Origin of the sequence: Microbacterium sp. NPDC097977 (assembly GCF_040302605.1) — a bacterium.
Taxonomy (GTDB): domain Bacteria; phylum Actinomycetota; class Actinomycetes; order Actinomycetales; family Microbacteriaceae; genus Microbacterium.
Window position 1 is genome coordinate 20,804 of record NZ_JBEOUR010000019.1, and the last position, 15,194, is coordinate 35,997.

At 70.1% G+C, this 15,194-nt stretch carries 17 protein-coding genes; 10 read left to right on the forward strand and 7 right to left on the reverse strand.

Annotation, left to right across the window (positions count from 1 at the left end):
- Positions 1 to 35: 35 nt before the first annotated feature.
- Complete coding sequence (locus ABTZ43_RS06635) at positions 36 to 875, reverse strand: DUF3097 domain-containing protein (protein WP_056416591.1); 840 nt, start codon at positions 873 to 875, stop codon at positions 36 to 38.
- 123 nt (positions 876 to 998) lie between these two features.
- Between ABTZ43_RS06635 and ABTZ43_RS06640 the strand changes: the two genes are divergently transcribed.
- The 4 genes from ABTZ43_RS06640 to ABTZ43_RS06655 all read left to right on the forward strand — a co-directional run bounded on the left by ABTZ43_RS06640 (position 999) and on the right by ABTZ43_RS06655 (position 5,180).
- Positions 999 to 3,041, forward strand: coding sequence for a TPM domain-containing protein (locus ABTZ43_RS06640; protein WP_350538253.1), 2,043 nt, complete (start codon positions 999 to 1,001; stop codon positions 3,039 to 3,041).
- Between the two features lie 54 nt (positions 3,042 to 3,095).
- Positions 3,096 to 3,839 (forward strand): PspA/IM30 family protein, encoded by a 744-nt coding sequence (locus ABTZ43_RS06645; RefSeq protein ID WP_045255408.1) that lies wholly within the window; start codon positions 3,096 to 3,098, stop codon positions 3,837 to 3,839.
- A gap of 61 nt (positions 3,840 to 3,900) precedes the next feature.
- Positions 3,901 to 4,704, forward strand: a complete 804-nt coding sequence (locus tag ABTZ43_RS06650) for an arginase family protein (RefSeq protein ID WP_350538274.1) — start codon at positions 3,901 to 3,903, stop codon at positions 4,702 to 4,704.
- Entirely contained in the window at positions 4,701 to 5,180 is a 480-nt protein-coding gene (locus tag ABTZ43_RS06655; RefSeq protein ID WP_056416583.1) for a hypothetical protein, read from the forward strand. The genes ABTZ43_RS06650 and ABTZ43_RS06655 overlap by 4 nt, the downstream gene beginning before the upstream one ends.
- Here the strand turns inward: ABTZ43_RS06655 and ABTZ43_RS06660 are convergent.
- The 3 genes from ABTZ43_RS06660 to ABTZ43_RS06670 are packed head-to-tail and all read right to left on the reverse strand — an operon-like array spanning position 5,138 to position 6,891.
- The gene (locus tag ABTZ43_RS06660; RefSeq protein ID WP_350538254.1) at positions 5,138 to 5,608 is read right to left on the reverse strand and encodes an SIP domain-containing protein; all 471 of its coding nucleotides are present in this window, start codon (positions 5,606 to 5,608) and stop codon (positions 5,138 to 5,140) included. The genes ABTZ43_RS06655 and ABTZ43_RS06660 overlap by 43 nt on opposite strands.
- A gap of 33 nt (positions 5,609 to 5,641) precedes the next feature.
- Complete coding sequence (locus tag ABTZ43_RS06665) at positions 5,642 to 6,364, reverse strand: tyrosine-protein phosphatase (protein WP_350538255.1); 723 nt, start codon at positions 6,362 to 6,364, stop codon at positions 5,642 to 5,644.
- Positions 6,361 to 6,891: a carboxymuconolactone decarboxylase family protein gene (locus ABTZ43_RS06670; RefSeq protein WP_314096094.1), complete on the reverse strand. Its 531-nt coding sequence runs from the start codon at positions 6,889 to 6,891 to the stop codon at positions 6,361 to 6,363. The genes ABTZ43_RS06665 and ABTZ43_RS06670 overlap by 4 nt, the downstream gene beginning before the upstream one ends.
- A gap of 171 nt (positions 6,892 to 7,062) precedes the next feature.
- Here ABTZ43_RS06670 and ABTZ43_RS06675 point away from each other — a divergent pair, with 171 nt between their 5' ends.
- The 6 genes from ABTZ43_RS06675 to ABTZ43_RS06700 all read left to right on the forward strand — a co-directional run bounded on the left by ABTZ43_RS06675 (position 7,063) and on the right by ABTZ43_RS06700 (position 13,010).
- Positions 7,063 to 7,989 carry an alpha/beta fold hydrolase gene (locus ABTZ43_RS06675; protein ID WP_350538256.1) on the forward strand — a complete coding sequence of 309 codons (927 nt, stop codon included), beginning with the start codon at positions 7,063 to 7,065 and terminating at the stop codon, positions 7,987 to 7,989.
- 94 nt (positions 7,990 to 8,083) lie between these two features.
- On the forward strand, positions 8,084 to 9,604 hold the full coding sequence (locus tag ABTZ43_RS06680; RefSeq protein WP_056416564.1) for an ABC transporter substrate-binding protein: 1,521 nt from the start codon (positions 8,084 to 8,086) through the stop codon (positions 9,602 to 9,604).
- Positions 9,605 to 9,617: 13 nt separating this feature from the next.
- Complete coding sequence (locus tag ABTZ43_RS06685; RefSeq protein ID WP_350538257.1) at positions 9,618 to 10,565, forward strand: ABC transporter permease; 948 nt, start codon at positions 9,618 to 9,620, stop codon at positions 10,563 to 10,565.
- Complete coding sequence (locus tag ABTZ43_RS06690) at positions 10,565 to 11,431, forward strand: ABC transporter permease (RefSeq protein WP_350538258.1); 867 nt, start codon at positions 10,565 to 10,567, stop codon at positions 11,429 to 11,431. The genes ABTZ43_RS06685 and ABTZ43_RS06690 overlap by 1 nt, the downstream gene beginning before the upstream one ends.
- Positions 11,428 to 12,219, forward strand: coding sequence for an ATP-binding cassette domain-containing protein (locus tag ABTZ43_RS06695; RefSeq protein ID WP_350538259.1), 792 nt, complete (start codon positions 11,428 to 11,430; stop codon positions 12,217 to 12,219). Before ABTZ43_RS06690 ends, ABTZ43_RS06695 begins: the two co-directional genes overlap by 4 nt.
- Positions 12,216 to 13,010, forward strand: coding sequence for an ABC transporter ATP-binding protein (locus ABTZ43_RS06700; protein ID WP_350538260.1), 795 nt, complete (start codon positions 12,216 to 12,218; stop codon positions 13,008 to 13,010). The genes ABTZ43_RS06695 and ABTZ43_RS06700 overlap by 4 nt, the downstream gene beginning before the upstream one ends.
- A gap of 8 nt (positions 13,011 to 13,018) precedes the next feature.
- Here the strand turns inward: ABTZ43_RS06700 and ABTZ43_RS06705 are convergent, their stop codons facing one another.
- The 3 genes from ABTZ43_RS06705 to ABTZ43_RS06715 are packed head-to-tail and all read right to left on the reverse strand — an operon-like array spanning position 13,019 to position 15,137.
- Positions 13,019 to 13,636, reverse strand: coding sequence for a GNAT family N-acetyltransferase (locus tag ABTZ43_RS06705; protein ID WP_350538261.1), 618 nt, complete (start codon positions 13,634 to 13,636; stop codon positions 13,019 to 13,021).
- Between the two features lie 4 nt (positions 13,637 to 13,640).
- Positions 13,641 to 14,351 (reverse strand): uracil-DNA glycosylase, encoded by a 711-nt coding sequence (locus ABTZ43_RS06710; protein ID WP_350538262.1) that lies wholly within the window; start codon positions 14,349 to 14,351, stop codon positions 13,641 to 13,643.
- A 3-nt stretch (positions 14,352 to 14,354) separates the two neighbouring features.
- Positions 14,355 to 15,137, reverse strand: coding sequence for an SDR family oxidoreductase (locus tag ABTZ43_RS06715; RefSeq protein ID WP_056416544.1), 783 nt, complete (start codon positions 15,135 to 15,137; stop codon positions 14,355 to 14,357).
- Positions 15,138 to 15,194 lie beyond the last annotated feature (57 nt).

Sequence of the window (15,194 nt, forward strand, 5' to 3'; positions counted from 1 at the left end):
GGTAGTCGGCGGCATCCGACCCCGCCGACCGGCGCTCAGTGCGCGGGAGCGGTCACGAAGTCGATGAGCTCCTCGACCCGGCCGAGCAGCGCGGGCTCGAGGTCGCGGTAGGTGTGCACTTTCGACAGGATGTGCTGCCAGGCCCGCCCGGTGTCGCCCTGCGTCTCGTGCGGCCAGCCGAACGCTCGGCAGATCCCGGTCTTCCAATCGGTGCCGCGCGGGATCTCCGGCCACTTGGCGATCCCCAGCGCCCGCGGGGTCACGCACTGCCACACGTCGACGAAGGGGTGGCCGACGATGCGAACGTGCCTGCCGTGCGGGCCTCGGGCGACGGCATCCGCGATGCGCGACTCCTTCGATCCGGGGACGAGGTGATCGACGAGCACGCCGTACCGACGGGACGCACTGGGCGGTTCGGCGGCGAGCAGCTCGTCGAGCAGGTCGACACCCTGCAGGAACTCCACGACGACGCCCTCGACCCGCAGATCCGCGCCCCACACCTTCTCCACGAGCTCGGCATCGTGCTTGCCCTCGACGAGGATCCGGCTGGGGAGCGCGATCCTGGCGCGCTGGTCGGAGACCACGAACGAGCCGGATGCCGTTCGTCGCGCGCCCTGCTCCTTCGGCGCGGGCGGACCCAGGCGCACCGGCGAGCCGTCGATCAGGAATCCGCCGCCGAGAGGGAACAGCCGTCTGCGCCCGAGTCGGTCCTCGAGCTCGACGTTGCCGCCCTGCACCCGCGTGACCGCGCCGCAGTAGCCGTCGTCGGCCACCTCCACGACGAGATCGAGCTCGGCGGGAACCTGCGGCACCGGCTTCGCCGCGCGCTCCCGCCATCCCGACGCGAGCACATCCGATCCGTACCTGTCGTCCATGCCCTCCAGCGTATGTGTCTCCGCTGAGGGCGAACGGTCATCCCCCGTCGGAAGGTGTCGCGTGTCGACCTCTGTGCATAGACTCTTTCGCATGGGGCTCGGCTGCCGGTCGGAGGGAACACGATGAAGACACGGTGGCTGACGCTGGCCGCACTGACCGTGGCGGCGGCGGCCGGGGTGTTCTCCGCATCCGCCGCATCGGCGACCGATCCGCTCACCTTGGACTCCGGCTACGTCACGGACGAGGCGGGGGTGCTCACCCCGAGCGAGGAGGCGTCGGTCGAGGCCCGGCTGCAGACTCTCAGCGAGAACTCCTCGGCAGATCTCTTCGTCGTCCTCGTCGACGACTTCACCTCCCCCTCGGACGACGCCCAGTGGGCGGATGCGGTGGCCCAGAGCAACAACCTCGGCTCGGAGCAGTATCTGCTCGCGATCGCCGTCGAGGGCCGGAGCTACTACATCTCAGCCGCGCCGGACGGCCCGCTCAGCGACAGCACGCTCGACGGTGTGGAGGACAAGATCCTCCCGCTCGCCTCCCAGAACGACTGGGAGGGAGCGATCACCCTGGCCGCCGACGAGATCCAGGGCGACGGGGGCGCCGGCGCGCTGCGCACGACGCTGATCGTGGTCGGCGTCATCGCACTGGCCCTGGTCATCTGGCTGGTCGTCGCGCTCGTGCGGCGCTCACGTCGCGCGGCCGCCGTGCGCAGGCGGGGCGCCATGCCCGAGCGGCCCGACCCGAGCGATCCGTTCTCCACCCTCACCGACGAGCAGGTGCAGACCCAGGCCGGAGCGGCGCTGGTGCAGGCCGACGACGCGATCACCTCGAGCCGTGAGGAGCTCGGCTTCGCGGTGGCGCAGTTCGGCGAGGCGGCGACCGCGACGTTCAGCGGAGCGATCGAGACCGCCAAAGCCAAGATGTCCGAGGCGTTCGACCTGAAGCAGAAGCTCGACGACGAGATCGAGGACACCGTCCAGGACCGACGCGCGTGGCACATCCGCATCATCGGGATCTGCGACGAGATCGACGACATGCTCGATGCGAACGCCGAGGCCTTCGATGCGCTGCGCAAGCTCGAGCAGAACGCGCCGCAGGAACTCGAACGCGTCCGTGCCCAGAGAGCGTCCGTGCAGTCGCTCCTCGCGAGCGCCGCACCCGCGCTCGCGACGCTGACGGCGACCTACGACGCGGCCTCGATCGCGACCGTCGCCGACAACCCCGCGCAGGCGCAGGAGCGCATCGAGCTCGCAGATCGTTCGATCGCCGCCGCCGCCGAAGCCATCTCCGCGGGCCAGACGGGTACCGCGGCGTTCGCGATCCGCACCGCCGAGCAGTCGACGGCGCAGGCCGGGCAGCTGGCACAGGCGGTCACCACGCTCGGCACCGAGCTGGGCGAGATCGAGGCGACGGCGCAGGCTCTGGTCACCGAGCTGCAGGGCGACATCGCCACCGCGCAGCAGCTTCCCGACCCGTCCGGCGCGATCGCCGCTGCGGCGTCCGCGACGCAGGCCGAGCTGCAGCGTGCGCAGAACCACCTCACCGGCTCGGCGCGGAGCCCCCAGGCGGCGCTCGCCGCGTTGACGGCCGCGAACACGCAGATCGATGCCGCGATCGCCCAGGGGCGCGAGAGCGTCGCCCGCGCACAGCGGGCGGTGCAGATGCTCGAGCAGACGCTCGCGCAGGCCGGCTCCGAGATCCGCTCGACGCGCGAGTTCATCGAGACCCGCCGTGGCACCGTCGGATCGACCGCGCGCACGCGACTGTCGCAAGCCGAGGTCGGGCTGACGCGAGCCCTCGATCTGCGCGCCACGAACACTGAGGCCGCCCTCACCGAGGCGACACACGCTCTCGATCTCGCTCGTCAGGCCGCGGCCTCCGCGCAGTCCGATCTGCAGGCCTACTCCTCCGATCGCTACGACAGCGGGTGGGGCGGGGGCGGCCTCTTCGGAGGCGGCGGCAACTCGGGCGGCAGCGGACTCGGCGGCGACATCCTCGGCGGCATCATCGGCGGCCTGATCTCGGGCGGCGGGAGCAGCGGCGGTTCCTCGCGCCGCAGCAGCTGGCGCTCCGGCGGCGGAGGCGGCGGCTTCCGCAGCTCCGGATTCGGAGGCGGCGGAGGCCGATCCTCCGGCCGCAGCGGCCGCTCGGGAGGACGACGCTTCTGATCATCCCCACAACCACTTCGGACATCGAGCACGACCCTCTGAAAGGAAACACGCATGACCAAGCAGTCCATCTTCGGACGTATCTCCACCCTCGTCCGCGCGAACATCAACTCGCTCCTGGACTCTGCGGAAGACCCGCAGAAGATGATCGACCAGCTCGTCCGCGACTACACCAACAGCATCGCTGACGCCGAGTCGGCGATCGCCGAGACCATCGGCAACCTGCGCCTCCTCGAGCGCGACCACGAGGAAGACGTGCAGGCAGCGACCGAGTGGGGCAACAAAGCTCTGGCCGCGAGCCGCAAGGCCGACGAGATGCGCACCAAGGGCGACGCGGCGGATGCCGACAAGTTCGACAACCTCGCCAAGATCGCGCTCCAGCGCCAGATCAGCGCCGAGCGCGAGGCCACCAGCGCCGAGCCGACCATCGCCACGCAGACCGAGATCGTCGACAAGCTCAAGTCCGGCCTCAACGGCATGAAGGACAAGCTCGGCGAGCTGAAGAACAAGCGCAGCGAGCTGCTCGCCCGCGCCAAGGTCGCCGAGGCGCAGACCAAGGTGCAGGATGCGGTCGGCTCGATCAGCGTGCTCGACCCGACCAGCGAGCTCGGCCGCTTCGAAGACAAGGTCCGCCGCCAGGAGGCGCTCGCGCAGGGCAAGATCGAGCTCGCCGCGTCGAGCCTCGACGCCCAGTTCGAGAGCCTCGACGACATCGGCGAGCTCACCGAGGTCGAAGCCCGTCTCGCCGAGCTGAAGGCCGGCGGAAGCGCACCTCGTCAGGCGATCGAAGGCTCCTGACACCCCTCGGATGCCCTGGACCACCGTGTCCGGGGCATCCGCTCTTTCCACGGAGGCATTCATGGTGCGATTCCTCGTCGTCCCGCAGTGGCAGGGTTCCCCCGCCCCGCGCGCGATGCTGCTCGTCGACGGCGCGTCGGCGATAGCAGGCGATCTTCCCCGCGCGGCGACCACGGTGCTCGATGTCCCCGTCGAGGCCGGCGAGTCACTCGGCACCGGCGTGCGCCGACTCAGCGCTCTGTTGCGGACGCGCGAGCTGGTCAGCGACGCGATGACCGCAGAGACGGTGGTGATCGGCGGCGATTGCAGCGTGACCGTCGCCGCTCTCGCCGCCCTCCCCGGCGGCACCGACGACCTCGCCGTCGTCTGGTGCGACGCGCACGCCGACCTGCACACCCCGGAGTCCTCGCCCTCGGGGGCCTTCTCCGGCATGGCGCTGCGGGCCGTGCTCGGCGAGGGCGAGGCCCAGCTCGTCCTCGACCCCGCGGTCCGGCGCGACCGCGTCGTCACGGTGGGCATGCGCAACCTCGACGACACGGAGATCGCGCCCCTTGACGGCCTGCGTCAGCTCTCCGTCTCGGACCTCGACGACGTCGACGCCCTCGCGGATGCCGTCGCCGCCACCGGTGCGCAGCGGGTGTGGGTGCACATCGACGTCGACGTTCTCGACCCGGCCGAAATCGCCGGAGTGTCCTCCCCCGCGCCGTTCGGTCTGGCACCGGCCGTGCTGAGCGCGGCCATCCGCGCGCTGAGGACCCGCGTGCCGCTCGCCGGCGCGACGATCGCGGGATTCGCTCCACGCTCTCCCGCCGACGCCGTCGAGGATCTCGGTGCCCTGTTGCGCCTGGTGGGCGCTGTCGCATGACCGAGGACTGGCGCCCCGCCGCAGAGCACGCTCTCGCTCGAGGACGACGCCTCGATCGGCGGATCCCCTCGTTCCTCCTGCGCTCCCCCCTCAGCCGTATCGGCTACTGGTGGGGCACCGCCGTCGGCTGGGTCTGGGGATCACTCTGGAGCACCGGCCCCGTGGAGCGCCGTGCAGGACTCTGGGTGTTCCGAGGCATGCCGCAATGGACCTTCAACCGCGGAGGCGTCTGCGTCGGCGGCTGCTTCCTCACCGGAGACACGCGTCCGAGCGACGCGGTACTGCGCCACGAGGCCGTGCACAAGGCGCAGTGGCTGCGCTACGGCATGCTGCTGCCGGTGCTCTACCTGTTCGCGGGGCGGGATCCGCTGCGCAATCGGTTCGAGATCGAGGCGGGGCTCGAAGACGGCAACTACGTGCGTCGCAGCGCTGCTCAGCGATCGACGGGAAGAAGCCCGAACCGCTCCGGCGCGTAGATCTGACCGGGCTGGATCTCGAGCGCTCCGGTCAGGTGCTCGACGATGTCCGCTGAGCCCAGGTAGCCGCCCAGCAGCGTGACGCGCGTCTCGAACTCGTCGTCGCAGAGCATCTCGTCGGCCCACGCGCAGGTCGCGCGCGCGAGCGCCTGCCCGGGCGCGCAGGCCCGACCTGTGCCGGGGGTGCCGGAGCGCTGAGCCCGAGCGAGCCACGTGACCGTCATGCGTCCCGGTGCATCGATCACTCCGATGTCGGAAGCGTCGGCCACCTCGATGAAGATCCGTCCGGACGCGCACAGCGGCAGCGTCGCCAGGAACACCTCGAGCTCGCCGAGCGAATGCTCGTCGGCCGTCACGAGGTGATGCGCACGGCGCCGCTCTTCACGGCGTGCGGCGCGCGTGCTGCGGGTCTCGAGGAAGGTCTCCATGATGCATCAATCGTACACCAGGTGAAGGGTTGCCTAACCTTGCTCGGCATCCGATTCCACGAGGGCCGCGCGGAGTCGCTCGAGTTCGGCCTCCGTCATGCCGTTGGCGCGCAGGTACTCGGCCGCGGAGCCCCACCGCTCGTCGACCTTCTGCAGCAGTGCGCGCATGACCGGCGCGGGCGACTGCGTGGCCAGAGCCGCGGCGTGCACCGCCTCGGGGTGCTGCGACCGCAGATAGGCAACGATGCGCCGCGACCGCTCCGCGGGGAGCTGCGACTCCGTGAGCGCGTAGTCCGCGATGATCGCGTCGCGGTCGGCACCCACTGCGGCCAGAGCGAGAGCCACCGTCACGCCCGTGCGGCCCTTGCCCACCGTGCAGTGCACCAGTGTGGGCTCGCCCGCCGCGATGATGCGGATCGCGTCCACCAGTCTCGAGCCGCTCTCCTGGAGGAGATGCAGATAGAGGTCGTCCAGGCTCGTGTCGGTCTCGAAGAACGAACGCACGGAGCCGAGGAACAGCGGCAGGTGCGTGGTGTCGGGTCCGTCGATCTCGGTCGGCTCGGCCGCGACCTCCTCGCCGTCGCGCAGGTCGACGATGTGAGCGACGCGGCGTCGCACCTCGTTAGCTCCGGCCGTGGTCGCGCCCGAGAGCTGTCCCGAGCGCAGCAGGACGCCAGAGCGGATCCGGCCACCGGCAGCGGGCATCCCTCCGACGTCCCGGACGTTGGTGACGCCGTCGACGTCGAGGACCGTCATGCCTGTGCCTGCGGCTGGGTTTGCGCCTCGGTCTGTGCCGGCGGCTGCGGCTGGGCCTGCTCCTGTGCCTGTCGGGGCGGCACCGGGTACCGTCCCGCGATCACGACGCGGTTGAAGGCGTTGATCGAGACGCACGCCCAGCTGAGCGCGGCGTACTCCTTCTCGGTGAAGACGCCGCCCACCCGGTCGTAGACCTCGTCGGAGATGCCGTCCTCCGCGATGAAGGTGAACGCCTCGGCGAGTTCGAGCGCGGCCTCCTCGCGGTCGCTGAAGACATCGCTCTCGCGCCAGGTGGCTATCTGCATGAGGGTGTCGGTGTCGAGGCCGGCCTTGAGCGCCCTGTCGACATGCAGACGTGTGCAGAAGCTGCACCCGTTCAGCTGCGAGCTGTGGATCATCACGATCTCTTTGAGACGATCGTCGATGCCGTTCGCCGCGCAGATCTCACCGACGGTGCGGGCGAACGCATCGAGCGCCTGGTAGGCGGCGGGCTCGGTCTTGGAGAGGTGCACTCGCTTCTCGCTCATGAGTCCATGATATTCCCGCGGCGCGACGTCACGCCGCGGCGCGTGTTCCGCCCACCCGGGCATATCGCCAAGCATGAGGAGCTGATCGAGCATGTAATGAGAAGTAATAACCGGTTACGCCCGGACATATTGCTCCCGCATTTCTCGCGACCCTGCAGGACGGAGCAGAATATGCAGGTGGCGATCGACATCAGCGAGTTCAGCTATCTTCCCGCACAGGCCCAGGCTCTCGGCGTCGCCGCTCCCCCGGTCGAGCGACTGACCCTGCCGCTCGCCGGCGGTCGACAGGTCAGCGCTCTGCGATACGGAGCGGGCGCTCCCGAGATCACACTGCTGCACGGGGCCGGCCTCAACGCGCACACCTGGGACACGACGGTGCTCTCGCTGCAGCGACCGGTGCTGGTGCTCGACCTCGCAGGTCACGGCGACTCCTCGTGGCGGGATGACCTCGACTACACGCCGCGCACCCTCGCCGTCGACGTCGCCGCAGCGCTCGATGCGTGGACCGACCGCCCGCAGCTGGTCGTCGGGCAGTCGCTCGGCGGACTCACCGGTGCCGCCCTCGCGTCCGCACGCCCCGACCTCGTCTCCGCGCTGATCGTCGTCGACATCACACCCGGCATCGACACCTCGGCGGGCCCTGCCGCCCTGCGCGAGTTCTACGCCGGCCCCACCGACTTCGCCAGCCGGGACGAACTCGTCGACCGGGCCATCGCGTTCGGATTCGGCGGCTCCCGCCCCGACACGGAACGCGGCGTCCTGCTCAACACCCGCATGCGGGATGACGGCAGGGTCGAATGGAAGCATCACTTCGCCCATCTGGCCGCGCAGGCGCTCGAAGCCCACGCCCCGGGAGACGAGTCCGCTCCCTCCCTGCTCAGCGATGCGGGTTGGGAGGACCTCGCACGGACCACCGCCCCGATCACGCTCGTCAGGGCCACCGACGGGTTCGTGAGCGCCTCCGATGCGGACGACTTCGCGCGCCGGCTCCCGCACGCGCGCGTCGTGACCGTGACGGCGACCCACAACGCGCAGGAGACCGCACCGTCGGAGCTCGCGGCGCTGATCACCTCGACCCTTCCCTCCGCCGATTTGTGACCTCCCGTTCCACATCCGGCCCGCACCCACCCGACACATCCCTAGGCTCGACCCACCGGCACACAGCACATGCCGCACCGAGAGGAAACACCCCATGTTCCGACGTACGCGACGACTCGCGCTGATCTCCGCGATCGCGGCGAGCGCCATCGTCCTCACCGCCTGCGCAGGCGCAGCCGACCCCGAGCCCTCCGCTCCGGTCGGCGAACCCGATCCTGACGCGACCCTGCAGGTGGGTCTCGTGCTCGAGCCGACGAACCTCGACATCCGTCATACCAGCGGTGCGGCACTCGAGCAGATCCTGATCGACAACATCTACGAGGGCCTCGTCACCCGGTCGCAGGACAACGAGATCGAACCGCGCCTCGCGTCGGACTACGAGGTCTCGACCGACGGCCTCACCTACACGTTCACGCTCAACGACGGCATCGCCTTCCACAGCGGCGCCGCACTGACCTCGGCCGACGTGGTGGCCTCGTACGAAGCGGTCCGCACCGACGCCACGCTGCAGGGCAACGCCGAGTTCGCGTCGATCGCCTCGATCACCGCGCCCGACCCGACCACGGTGCAGATCGTGCTCAGCGCGCCGAACCAGAACTTCCTCTTCTCGCTCACCGGGCCCGCCGGGCTCGTCTTCCAGACCGGTGACACCACCGACCTCAAGACCGCAGAGAACGGCACCGGACCTTTCACGCTGACGCGCTGGAACAAGGGCAGCGCGATCACCTTCGCCCGCAACGAGGCCTACTGGGGTGAGCCGGCCGGTGTCGCCGAGGTCGAGTTCCAGTACATCCCCGACTTCACGGCCGGAGTGAACACCGCTCTCGACGGCGGCGTGCAGGTGCTCACCGCCGTGGACCCGAACCTGGCCCCGCAGCTGGAGGACTCCGGCGACTTCACGCTGACCACCGGCCGCACCACCGACAAGGCGACGCTGGCGTTCAACAATGCGAAGGCGCCGCTCGATGACGTCAGGGTTCGCGAGGCGCTCCGCCTCGCGATCGACCATGACGCCCTCGTCGCGGCCGTCGGCGCGGGATCCACGCTCTACGGTCCGATCCCCGAGCTCGACCCCGGCTACGAAGACCTCTCCGACGTCGTGTCCTACGACCCGGAGAAGGCCAAGGAACTGCTGGCAGAGGCCGGCCAGGAGGATCTGGAGCTCACCCTCACGATCCCGAGCTTCTACGGCACCACTGTGCCGAAGGTGCTGATCTCCGACTTCCAGAAGGTCGGTGTGACCCTCGACGTCGACTCCGTGGAGTTCCCGACGTGGCTCGAGGACGTGTACACCAACCGCGACTTCGACCTCAGCTTCGTGCTGCACGTCGAGCCGCGCGACTTCGGCAACTTCGCGAACCCCGACTACTACTTCGGCTACGACAACGCCGAGGTGCAGAGCCTGTACGCCCAGGCGCTCGCCGAGGTCGATCCCGACGCGTCCGCAGAGCTGCTTGCGAAGGCGGCCCGCATCGTCTCCGAGGACCACGCGGCGGACTGGCTCTACAACGGCGCGACCATCACGGCGGTGAGCCCGCTCGTCACCGGCTTCCCGGAGGACTCGATCAACTCCCGCATCAACCTGTCCGGCGTGACCGTGGCCGCCCCCCAGTGATGACGCGCACCCCGTGATCCGCTACGCGCTCGTCCGAGGAGCCCTGCTCGTCGCAGGGCTCCTCGTGTCGAGCGCCGTGATCTTCCTGACGCTGCGCGTGCTGCCCGGAGACGTCGCACAGCTCATCGCCGGGACCCAGGCATCGCCCGCGGAGGTCCAGGCCCTGCGCGAATCGCTCGGCCTCGACCGTCCGCTCCCCGCGCAGTACGCCGAGTGGATCGGCGGACTGTTCCGAGGAGATCTGGGCACCTCTCTGCTCTCCGGCGCATCGGTCGGCGAGGAGCTGCTGCTGAAATCGCAGGTCACGGTGCCGCTCGGCATCATGGCCCTCCTCATCGCCGTGCTCATCGCCGTGCCGTTCGGCATCCTCGCAGCGCTGCGTCGGAACGCGCGGGGTGGCACCGCACTCAGCGTCGGTGCTCAGGCCCTCGCCGCCGTGCCGGTCGTGTGGGCCGGGATGATGCTGATCGTGGTCTTCTCGGTGTGGCTGGGCTGGCTCCCCCCGCAGGGGTTCCCGCGCACCGGATGGAGCACACCGGGCAAGGCGATCGAGTCACTGCTGCTCCCGGCCCTCACCATCGGCATCGTCGAAGGGGCCATGCTGATGCGCTTCGTCCGCAGCGCCACCCTGCAGGCCGCCGGGCAGGACTTCGTCCGCACCGCCGCCGCCAAGGGCCTCACGCGCACCCGCGCCCTGATCTCGCACGGCATTCCCGCGGTCGGCCTGTCGATCATCACCGTCCTCGGCCTGCAGATCGCCGGGATCATCGTCGGCTCGGTGGTGATCGAGCAGCTGTTCACGCTGCCGGGGATCGGACGGATGCTCGTGGCCGACGTCGGCACCCGCGACCTCGTCAAGGTCCAGAGCGAGCTTCTCGTCCTCACCGGCTTCGTGCTGGTCGTCGGATTCGTCGTCGATCTGGTCCACCGGGCGATCGACCCGCGACAGAGGGAGGCCTGATGCCCGGCTGGCTCCCACGGCTGCTGCGCACCGCCACAGGGCGGTTCGGTCTGCTCGTCATCGCGCTCGTCGCCCTCACGGCGCTGGTCTCACTGCTGTGGACGCCGTTCGACCCGCAGACGTCCGACATCGGCGCGCGCTGGGCGGTGCCGAGCTGGCCGCATCTGCTCGGCACCGACGACACCGGCCGTGACATCCTGAGCCTGCTCATGGCGGGAGCCCGTACGACGGTCTTCGTGAGCGTCGGGGCCGGGATCGTCGCTACCCTCGTCGGCATCGCGCTCGCCGCTCTCGGCGCACTGACCGCCCGGTGGCTCCGCGAGACGGTCGCGGTGCTCGTCGACATCCTCATCGCCTTCCCAGTCCTGCTGATCGCGATGATGATCTCGTCGGTGTGGGGCGGGTCGCTGTGGGTCGTGATCTGGGCGGTCGGGATCGGCTTCGGCGTGAACATCGCCCGCGTCACCCGACCCGAGCTTCGCCGTGTGCAGCAGAGCGACTTCGTGCTCGCCGCCCGGGCCTCCGGCCTCACCGCCGCCCAGAGCCTGCTCCGCCATCTGCTGCCGAACGTCGCGCCGGTGTTCATCGTGCAGCTCTCGTGGTCGATGGCGGTCGCGGTGCTCGCCGAGGCCGGGTTGTCGTACCTGGGGTTCGGCGCCGCGGTCACCGACCCGAGCTGGGGTCTGCTCCTGTCCGATCTGCAGCGCTACATCGGCGTGCACCCGCTCTCGGTCATCTGGCCGGGCCTCGCGATCACGATCACCGTGCTCGCTCTCAACCTGCTCGGAGACGCTCTGCGCGAGGCCACCGACCCGACGCTGCGTCACCGCGCGGCGGAGATCCACACCCCGGCGGTGGTCGCATGAGTCTCATCGTGGAGGACCTGGTCGTCCGCATCGACGGTCGCCCCGTCGTCGACGGCGTCTCGTTCGAGGTGCCGGACGGCACCCGCCTCGGTCTCATCGGAGAGTCAGGGTCGGGCAAGTCGCTCACCGCGCTCGCCGTGCTCGGCCTGCTCCCCGACGGCGCGTCGGCGAGCGGCAGCATCCGCTGGAACGGCACCGAGCTGATCGGCATGCCCGACAGGGAGCTGGCGCGGCTGCGCGGCGACGAGATCGGCATCGTGTTCCAGGAGCCCCGCACGGCGCTGAACCCGATCCGCACCGTGGGCAGGCAGATCGCCGAGTCGATACGCATCCACGAGGGCATCGGCCGCCGCGATGCACGTGATCGCGCGATCCAGGAGGCGGCGCGGGTGCGCCTTCCCGATCCCGAGGCGATCGTCGACCGTTACCCGCATCAACTCTCGGGCGGTCAGCGACAGCGTGTGGCGATCGCGATGGCGCTCGCCTGCCGCCCGCGCCTGCTCATCGCCGACGAGCCGACCACGGCTCTCGACGTCACCATCCAGGCGGAGATCCTCGCCCTGCTGCTGGGTCTCGCCGAGGAGCAGGGCATGTCCCTGGTGTTCATCACCCACGACCTCGCGGTGCTCGCACAGGTCGCCACGCACGGAGTCGTGCTCGAAGACGGCCGCGTCGTCGAGACCGCACCGGTCAGCACCCTGCTGAGCGCGCCCGCGTCGAGCGTGACGAAGGGGCTGCTGCGCGATGCCACCGCGACGCTGTGGCGGCCGGACGGAGGCATCCGATGAGCCTGATCGAGGCGCGAGGACTGCAGCGCGACTATGCGGTCCCACGGCGTTCGACGCTCGCACGACCTCGCACGCAGACTGCTCTGGCCGCCACGGATCTCGACATCGTCGAGGGGTCCTCCCTCGGCATCATCGGAGAATCCGGATCGGGCAAGTCCACCCTGGTGCGTCTGCTCCTCGGGCTCGACCGCCCGACGGCGGGCACGGTGCGGGTCGACGGCAGGACGGTGGATGCCGCGGCATCCGCCCGATCGCTGCACTGGCTGCGCCGACAGACGGGGCTCGTGTTCCAGGATCCCTACGCCTCCCTGGACCCGCGGATGACGGCCGCGCAGATCATCCGCGAACCTCTGTGGGCTCTCGCGATCGACGGCGACCACCGCGCCCGCGTCCGCGAGGTGCTGGAGCAGGTCGGTCTCGAGCCCGAGATGGCCGACCGCTACCCGCACGAGTTCTCCGGCGGACAGCGGCAACGCATCGCCCTGGCCAGGGCGATCGTCCACCGACCCCGCATCCTCGTCGGAGACGAGCCGCTCTCGGCTCTCGACGTCACCGTGCGGGCGCAGATCCTCGAGCTCCTGATCGAGCTGCGACGCACCACCGATCTGACCCTCGTCCTCGTCTCACACGACATCGGCGTGGTGCAGAACCTCTGCGACACCGTCGTGGTGATGAAGGACGGGAGCATCGTCGAGCGCGGTGCCACGACCGACGTCCTGCTGCACCCGCGACACGACTACACGAGGACTCTGCTCGCAGCGATCCCGGTCATCCCCGCCCCCGGGGAATGATCGAGGGGTCACCGCGCCGAGATCGCTCCGAAGAGGCGACGACGCCGGCTCGGCCGCAGCGCACGACGCATGTAGACCGTGCCGAGGTCGCGGCCGAACTTGTGACCGACGCGGCCCATCCGGCCCGCCTCGACGAAGCCGAGCTTCGCATGAAGTCTGATCGACGCCTCGGCCTTCGTGTCACTGATCACGGCGACCATCTCGCGGATGCCGAAATGCTCGCAGGCGTCGATGAGGGCCTGCAGCAGGGCGACGCCGAGACCCTTGCCTCCGGCACCCGGCCCCAGGTAGATCGAGTCCTCGACGGTGTAGCGGTAGGCGTTCTTGCCCGCCCACGGCTGGGCGAGCGCGTAGCCGATCACGACGCCCGCCGGCGACACCGCCACGAGGAAGGGCAGTCCGAGCTTGCTCAGCAGGGCGAACTTCTCGCGCCAGTACGGGATGCTGCTGCGCCGCTCGTCGAGGGTGACCACCGAATTGCTCACGAAGTGGTTGTAGATCTCGCGCACATAGGGGAGGTCGCCGGCCCTGGCGGGACGGATCGAGAACGAGAAGACGTCGGGAGCGGGCTGGGGACGCAGATGGCGCGGCAGCACGCGCCGACGGTCACCGGGCTCGAACTGCATGGGTTCAGCTTAGGCGCGGCGCTCCGTCGATGCGCCAGTCCACGGGTGCCGCTCCGAGGGACTCGAGCAGGTCGTTGGCCCGCGAGAACGGACGTGAGCCGAAGAACCCCCGACGGGCGGAGAGCGGCGACGGGTGGGCGGATGCGATGACCGGGGTGTCGCCCAGGATCGGCTGCAACTGAGCGGCGTCCTTTCCCCAGAGGATCGCGACGAGAGGGCGGTCTCGAGCGACGAGAGCGCGGATCGCGAGCTCGGTCACCTGCTCCCATCCCCACCGACGATGGGACCCGGCCTCACCCGGTCTCACGGTGAGCACCCTGTTCAGCAGCAGCACGCCCTGGTCGCTCCACGCCGCGAGGTCGCCGTGCGGCGCGGGCGGGATGCCCAGATCGCTCTCGAGTTCGCGATAGATGTTGCCGAGGCTGCGCGGCAGCGGACGCACGTCGCGATCGACGGCGAACGACAGGCCGATCGGATGCCCGGGGGTCGGATAGGGGTCCTGTCCGGTGATGAGGACCCGCACGTCTGCCAGGGGTCGTCGGAACGCCTGCAGCACGTGGTCGCCTGCCGGGAGATAGCCGCGACCCGCGGCCTGCTCCTCGCGCAGCCGGTGCCCGATGGCCGTGATGGTCTCCTGGGCGGGCGCGAGCGCGTCGGCCCACCCCGGATCGATCAGACCGTCGGCGGCCAGTTCGGCGAGAGTGCGGCTCGACATCGCTCAGCCGACGGGACGCACACGCAGCGGTCCGCGCGCGAGCAGATGGTTCGCGGACTGGGCCACGGGGCGCATGGTGATGAGATCGAGGTTCACGTGCCCCGGTGCGTCGAGCGCGTAGGCTATGACGTCCGCGACGTCCTCGGCGCGCAGCGGCGCCTCGACATCCGCGTACACGGACTCGGCGGCGACCGCATCCCCGCCGAGACGATTGAGCGTGAACTCCTCGGTGTGCACCATGCCGGGCGCGACCTCGGCGACCCGGATCGGTTCGCCGTTGAGCTCGAGTCGCAGGGCATGCACGAGCATGGACTGCGCGGCCTTCGCCGCGTTGTATCCGCCGCCTCCGGCGTACGCCACCTGCGCCGCGGTGGAGGTGACGAACAGCGTGTCGGCGTGACCGTCCGCCGCGGCGGCCCGACGCAGCAGCGGCAGCAGCCCGGCCACCAGACGCTGACTCGAGAGCACGTTCGCGTCGTACATCCACTGCCAGTCGTCTGTCGACGCGTTCTCGACGCGATCGGTGCCTCTGGCCCCTCCGGCCACCTGCACGAGGGCGTGCACCGGCCCCGAGGCCTCGAGCTCTTCGACCAGAGCCGCGACGGCGTCGGGGTTCGTCAGATCGCACGCGATCGCCGATGCCCCGGTCTCGGCGGCGAGCGCCGCCAGCCGGTCCTCACGGCGCGCGACGCCGACCACTCCCCACCCGCGGGCGCGCAGTGCGCGCACCGTCGCCTGTCCGATACCCGAGCTCGCACCGGTCACCACTGCACGCCTGTTCACCATGCTCTCCACCGTACGATGTTCCGACCGGTTTCCCGGGTGCGCACCAGCACGCCGTGT

Coding starts and splice junctions, on each gene's coding strand:
- ABTZ43_RS06635 (WP_056416591.1), bottom strand. CDS start 875: ATGGACGACAGGTACGGATCGGATGTGCTCGCGTCGGGATGGCGGGAG.
- ABTZ43_RS06640 (WP_350538253.1), top strand. CDS start 999: ATGAAGACACGGTGGCTGACGCTGGCCGCACTGACCGTGGCGGCGGCG.
- ABTZ43_RS06645 (WP_045255408.1), top strand. CDS start 3,096: ATGACCAAGCAGTCCATCTTCGGACGTATCTCCACCCTCGTCCGCGCG.
- ABTZ43_RS06650 (WP_350538274.1), top strand. CDS start 3,901: ATGGTGCGATTCCTCGTCGTCCCGCAGTGGCAGGGTTCCCCCGCCCCG.
- ABTZ43_RS06655 (WP_056416583.1), top strand. CDS start 4,701: ATGACCGAGGACTGGCGCCCCGCCGCAGAGCACGCTCTCGCTCGAGGA.
- ABTZ43_RS06660 (WP_350538254.1), bottom strand. CDS start 5,608: ATGGAGACCTTCCTCGAGACCCGCAGCACGCGCGCCGCACGCCGTGAA.
- ABTZ43_RS06665 (WP_350538255.1), bottom strand. CDS start 6,364: ATGACGGTCCTCGACGTCGACGGCGTCACCAACGTCCGGGACGTCGGA.
- ABTZ43_RS06670 (WP_314096094.1), bottom strand. CDS start 6,891: ATGAGCGAGAAGCGAGTGCACCTCTCCAAGACCGAGCCCGCCGCCTAC.
- ABTZ43_RS06675 (WP_350538256.1), top strand. CDS start 7,063: ATGCAGGTGGCGATCGACATCAGCGAGTTCAGCTATCTTCCCGCACAG.
- ABTZ43_RS06680 (WP_056416564.1), top strand. CDS start 8,084: ATGTTCCGACGTACGCGACGACTCGCGCTGATCTCCGCGATCGCGGCG.
- ABTZ43_RS06690 (WP_350538258.1), top strand. CDS start 10,565: ATGCCCGGCTGGCTCCCACGGCTGCTGCGCACCGCCACAGGGCGGTTC.
- ABTZ43_RS06695 (WP_350538259.1), top strand. CDS start 11,428: ATGAGTCTCATCGTGGAGGACCTGGTCGTCCGCATCGACGGTCGCCCC.
- ABTZ43_RS06700 (WP_350538260.1), top strand. CDS start 12,216: ATGAGCCTGATCGAGGCGCGAGGACTGCAGCGCGACTATGCGGTCCCA.
- ABTZ43_RS06705 (WP_350538261.1), bottom strand. CDS start 13,636: ATGCAGTTCGAGCCCGGTGACCGTCGGCGCGTGCTGCCGCGCCATCTG.
- ABTZ43_RS06710 (WP_350538262.1), bottom strand. CDS start 14,351: ATGTCGAGCCGCACTCTCGCCGAACTGGCCGCCGACGGTCTGATCGAT.
- ABTZ43_RS06715 (WP_056416544.1), bottom strand. CDS start 15,137: ATGGTGAACAGGCGTGCAGTGGTGACCGGTGCGAGCTCGGGTATCGGA.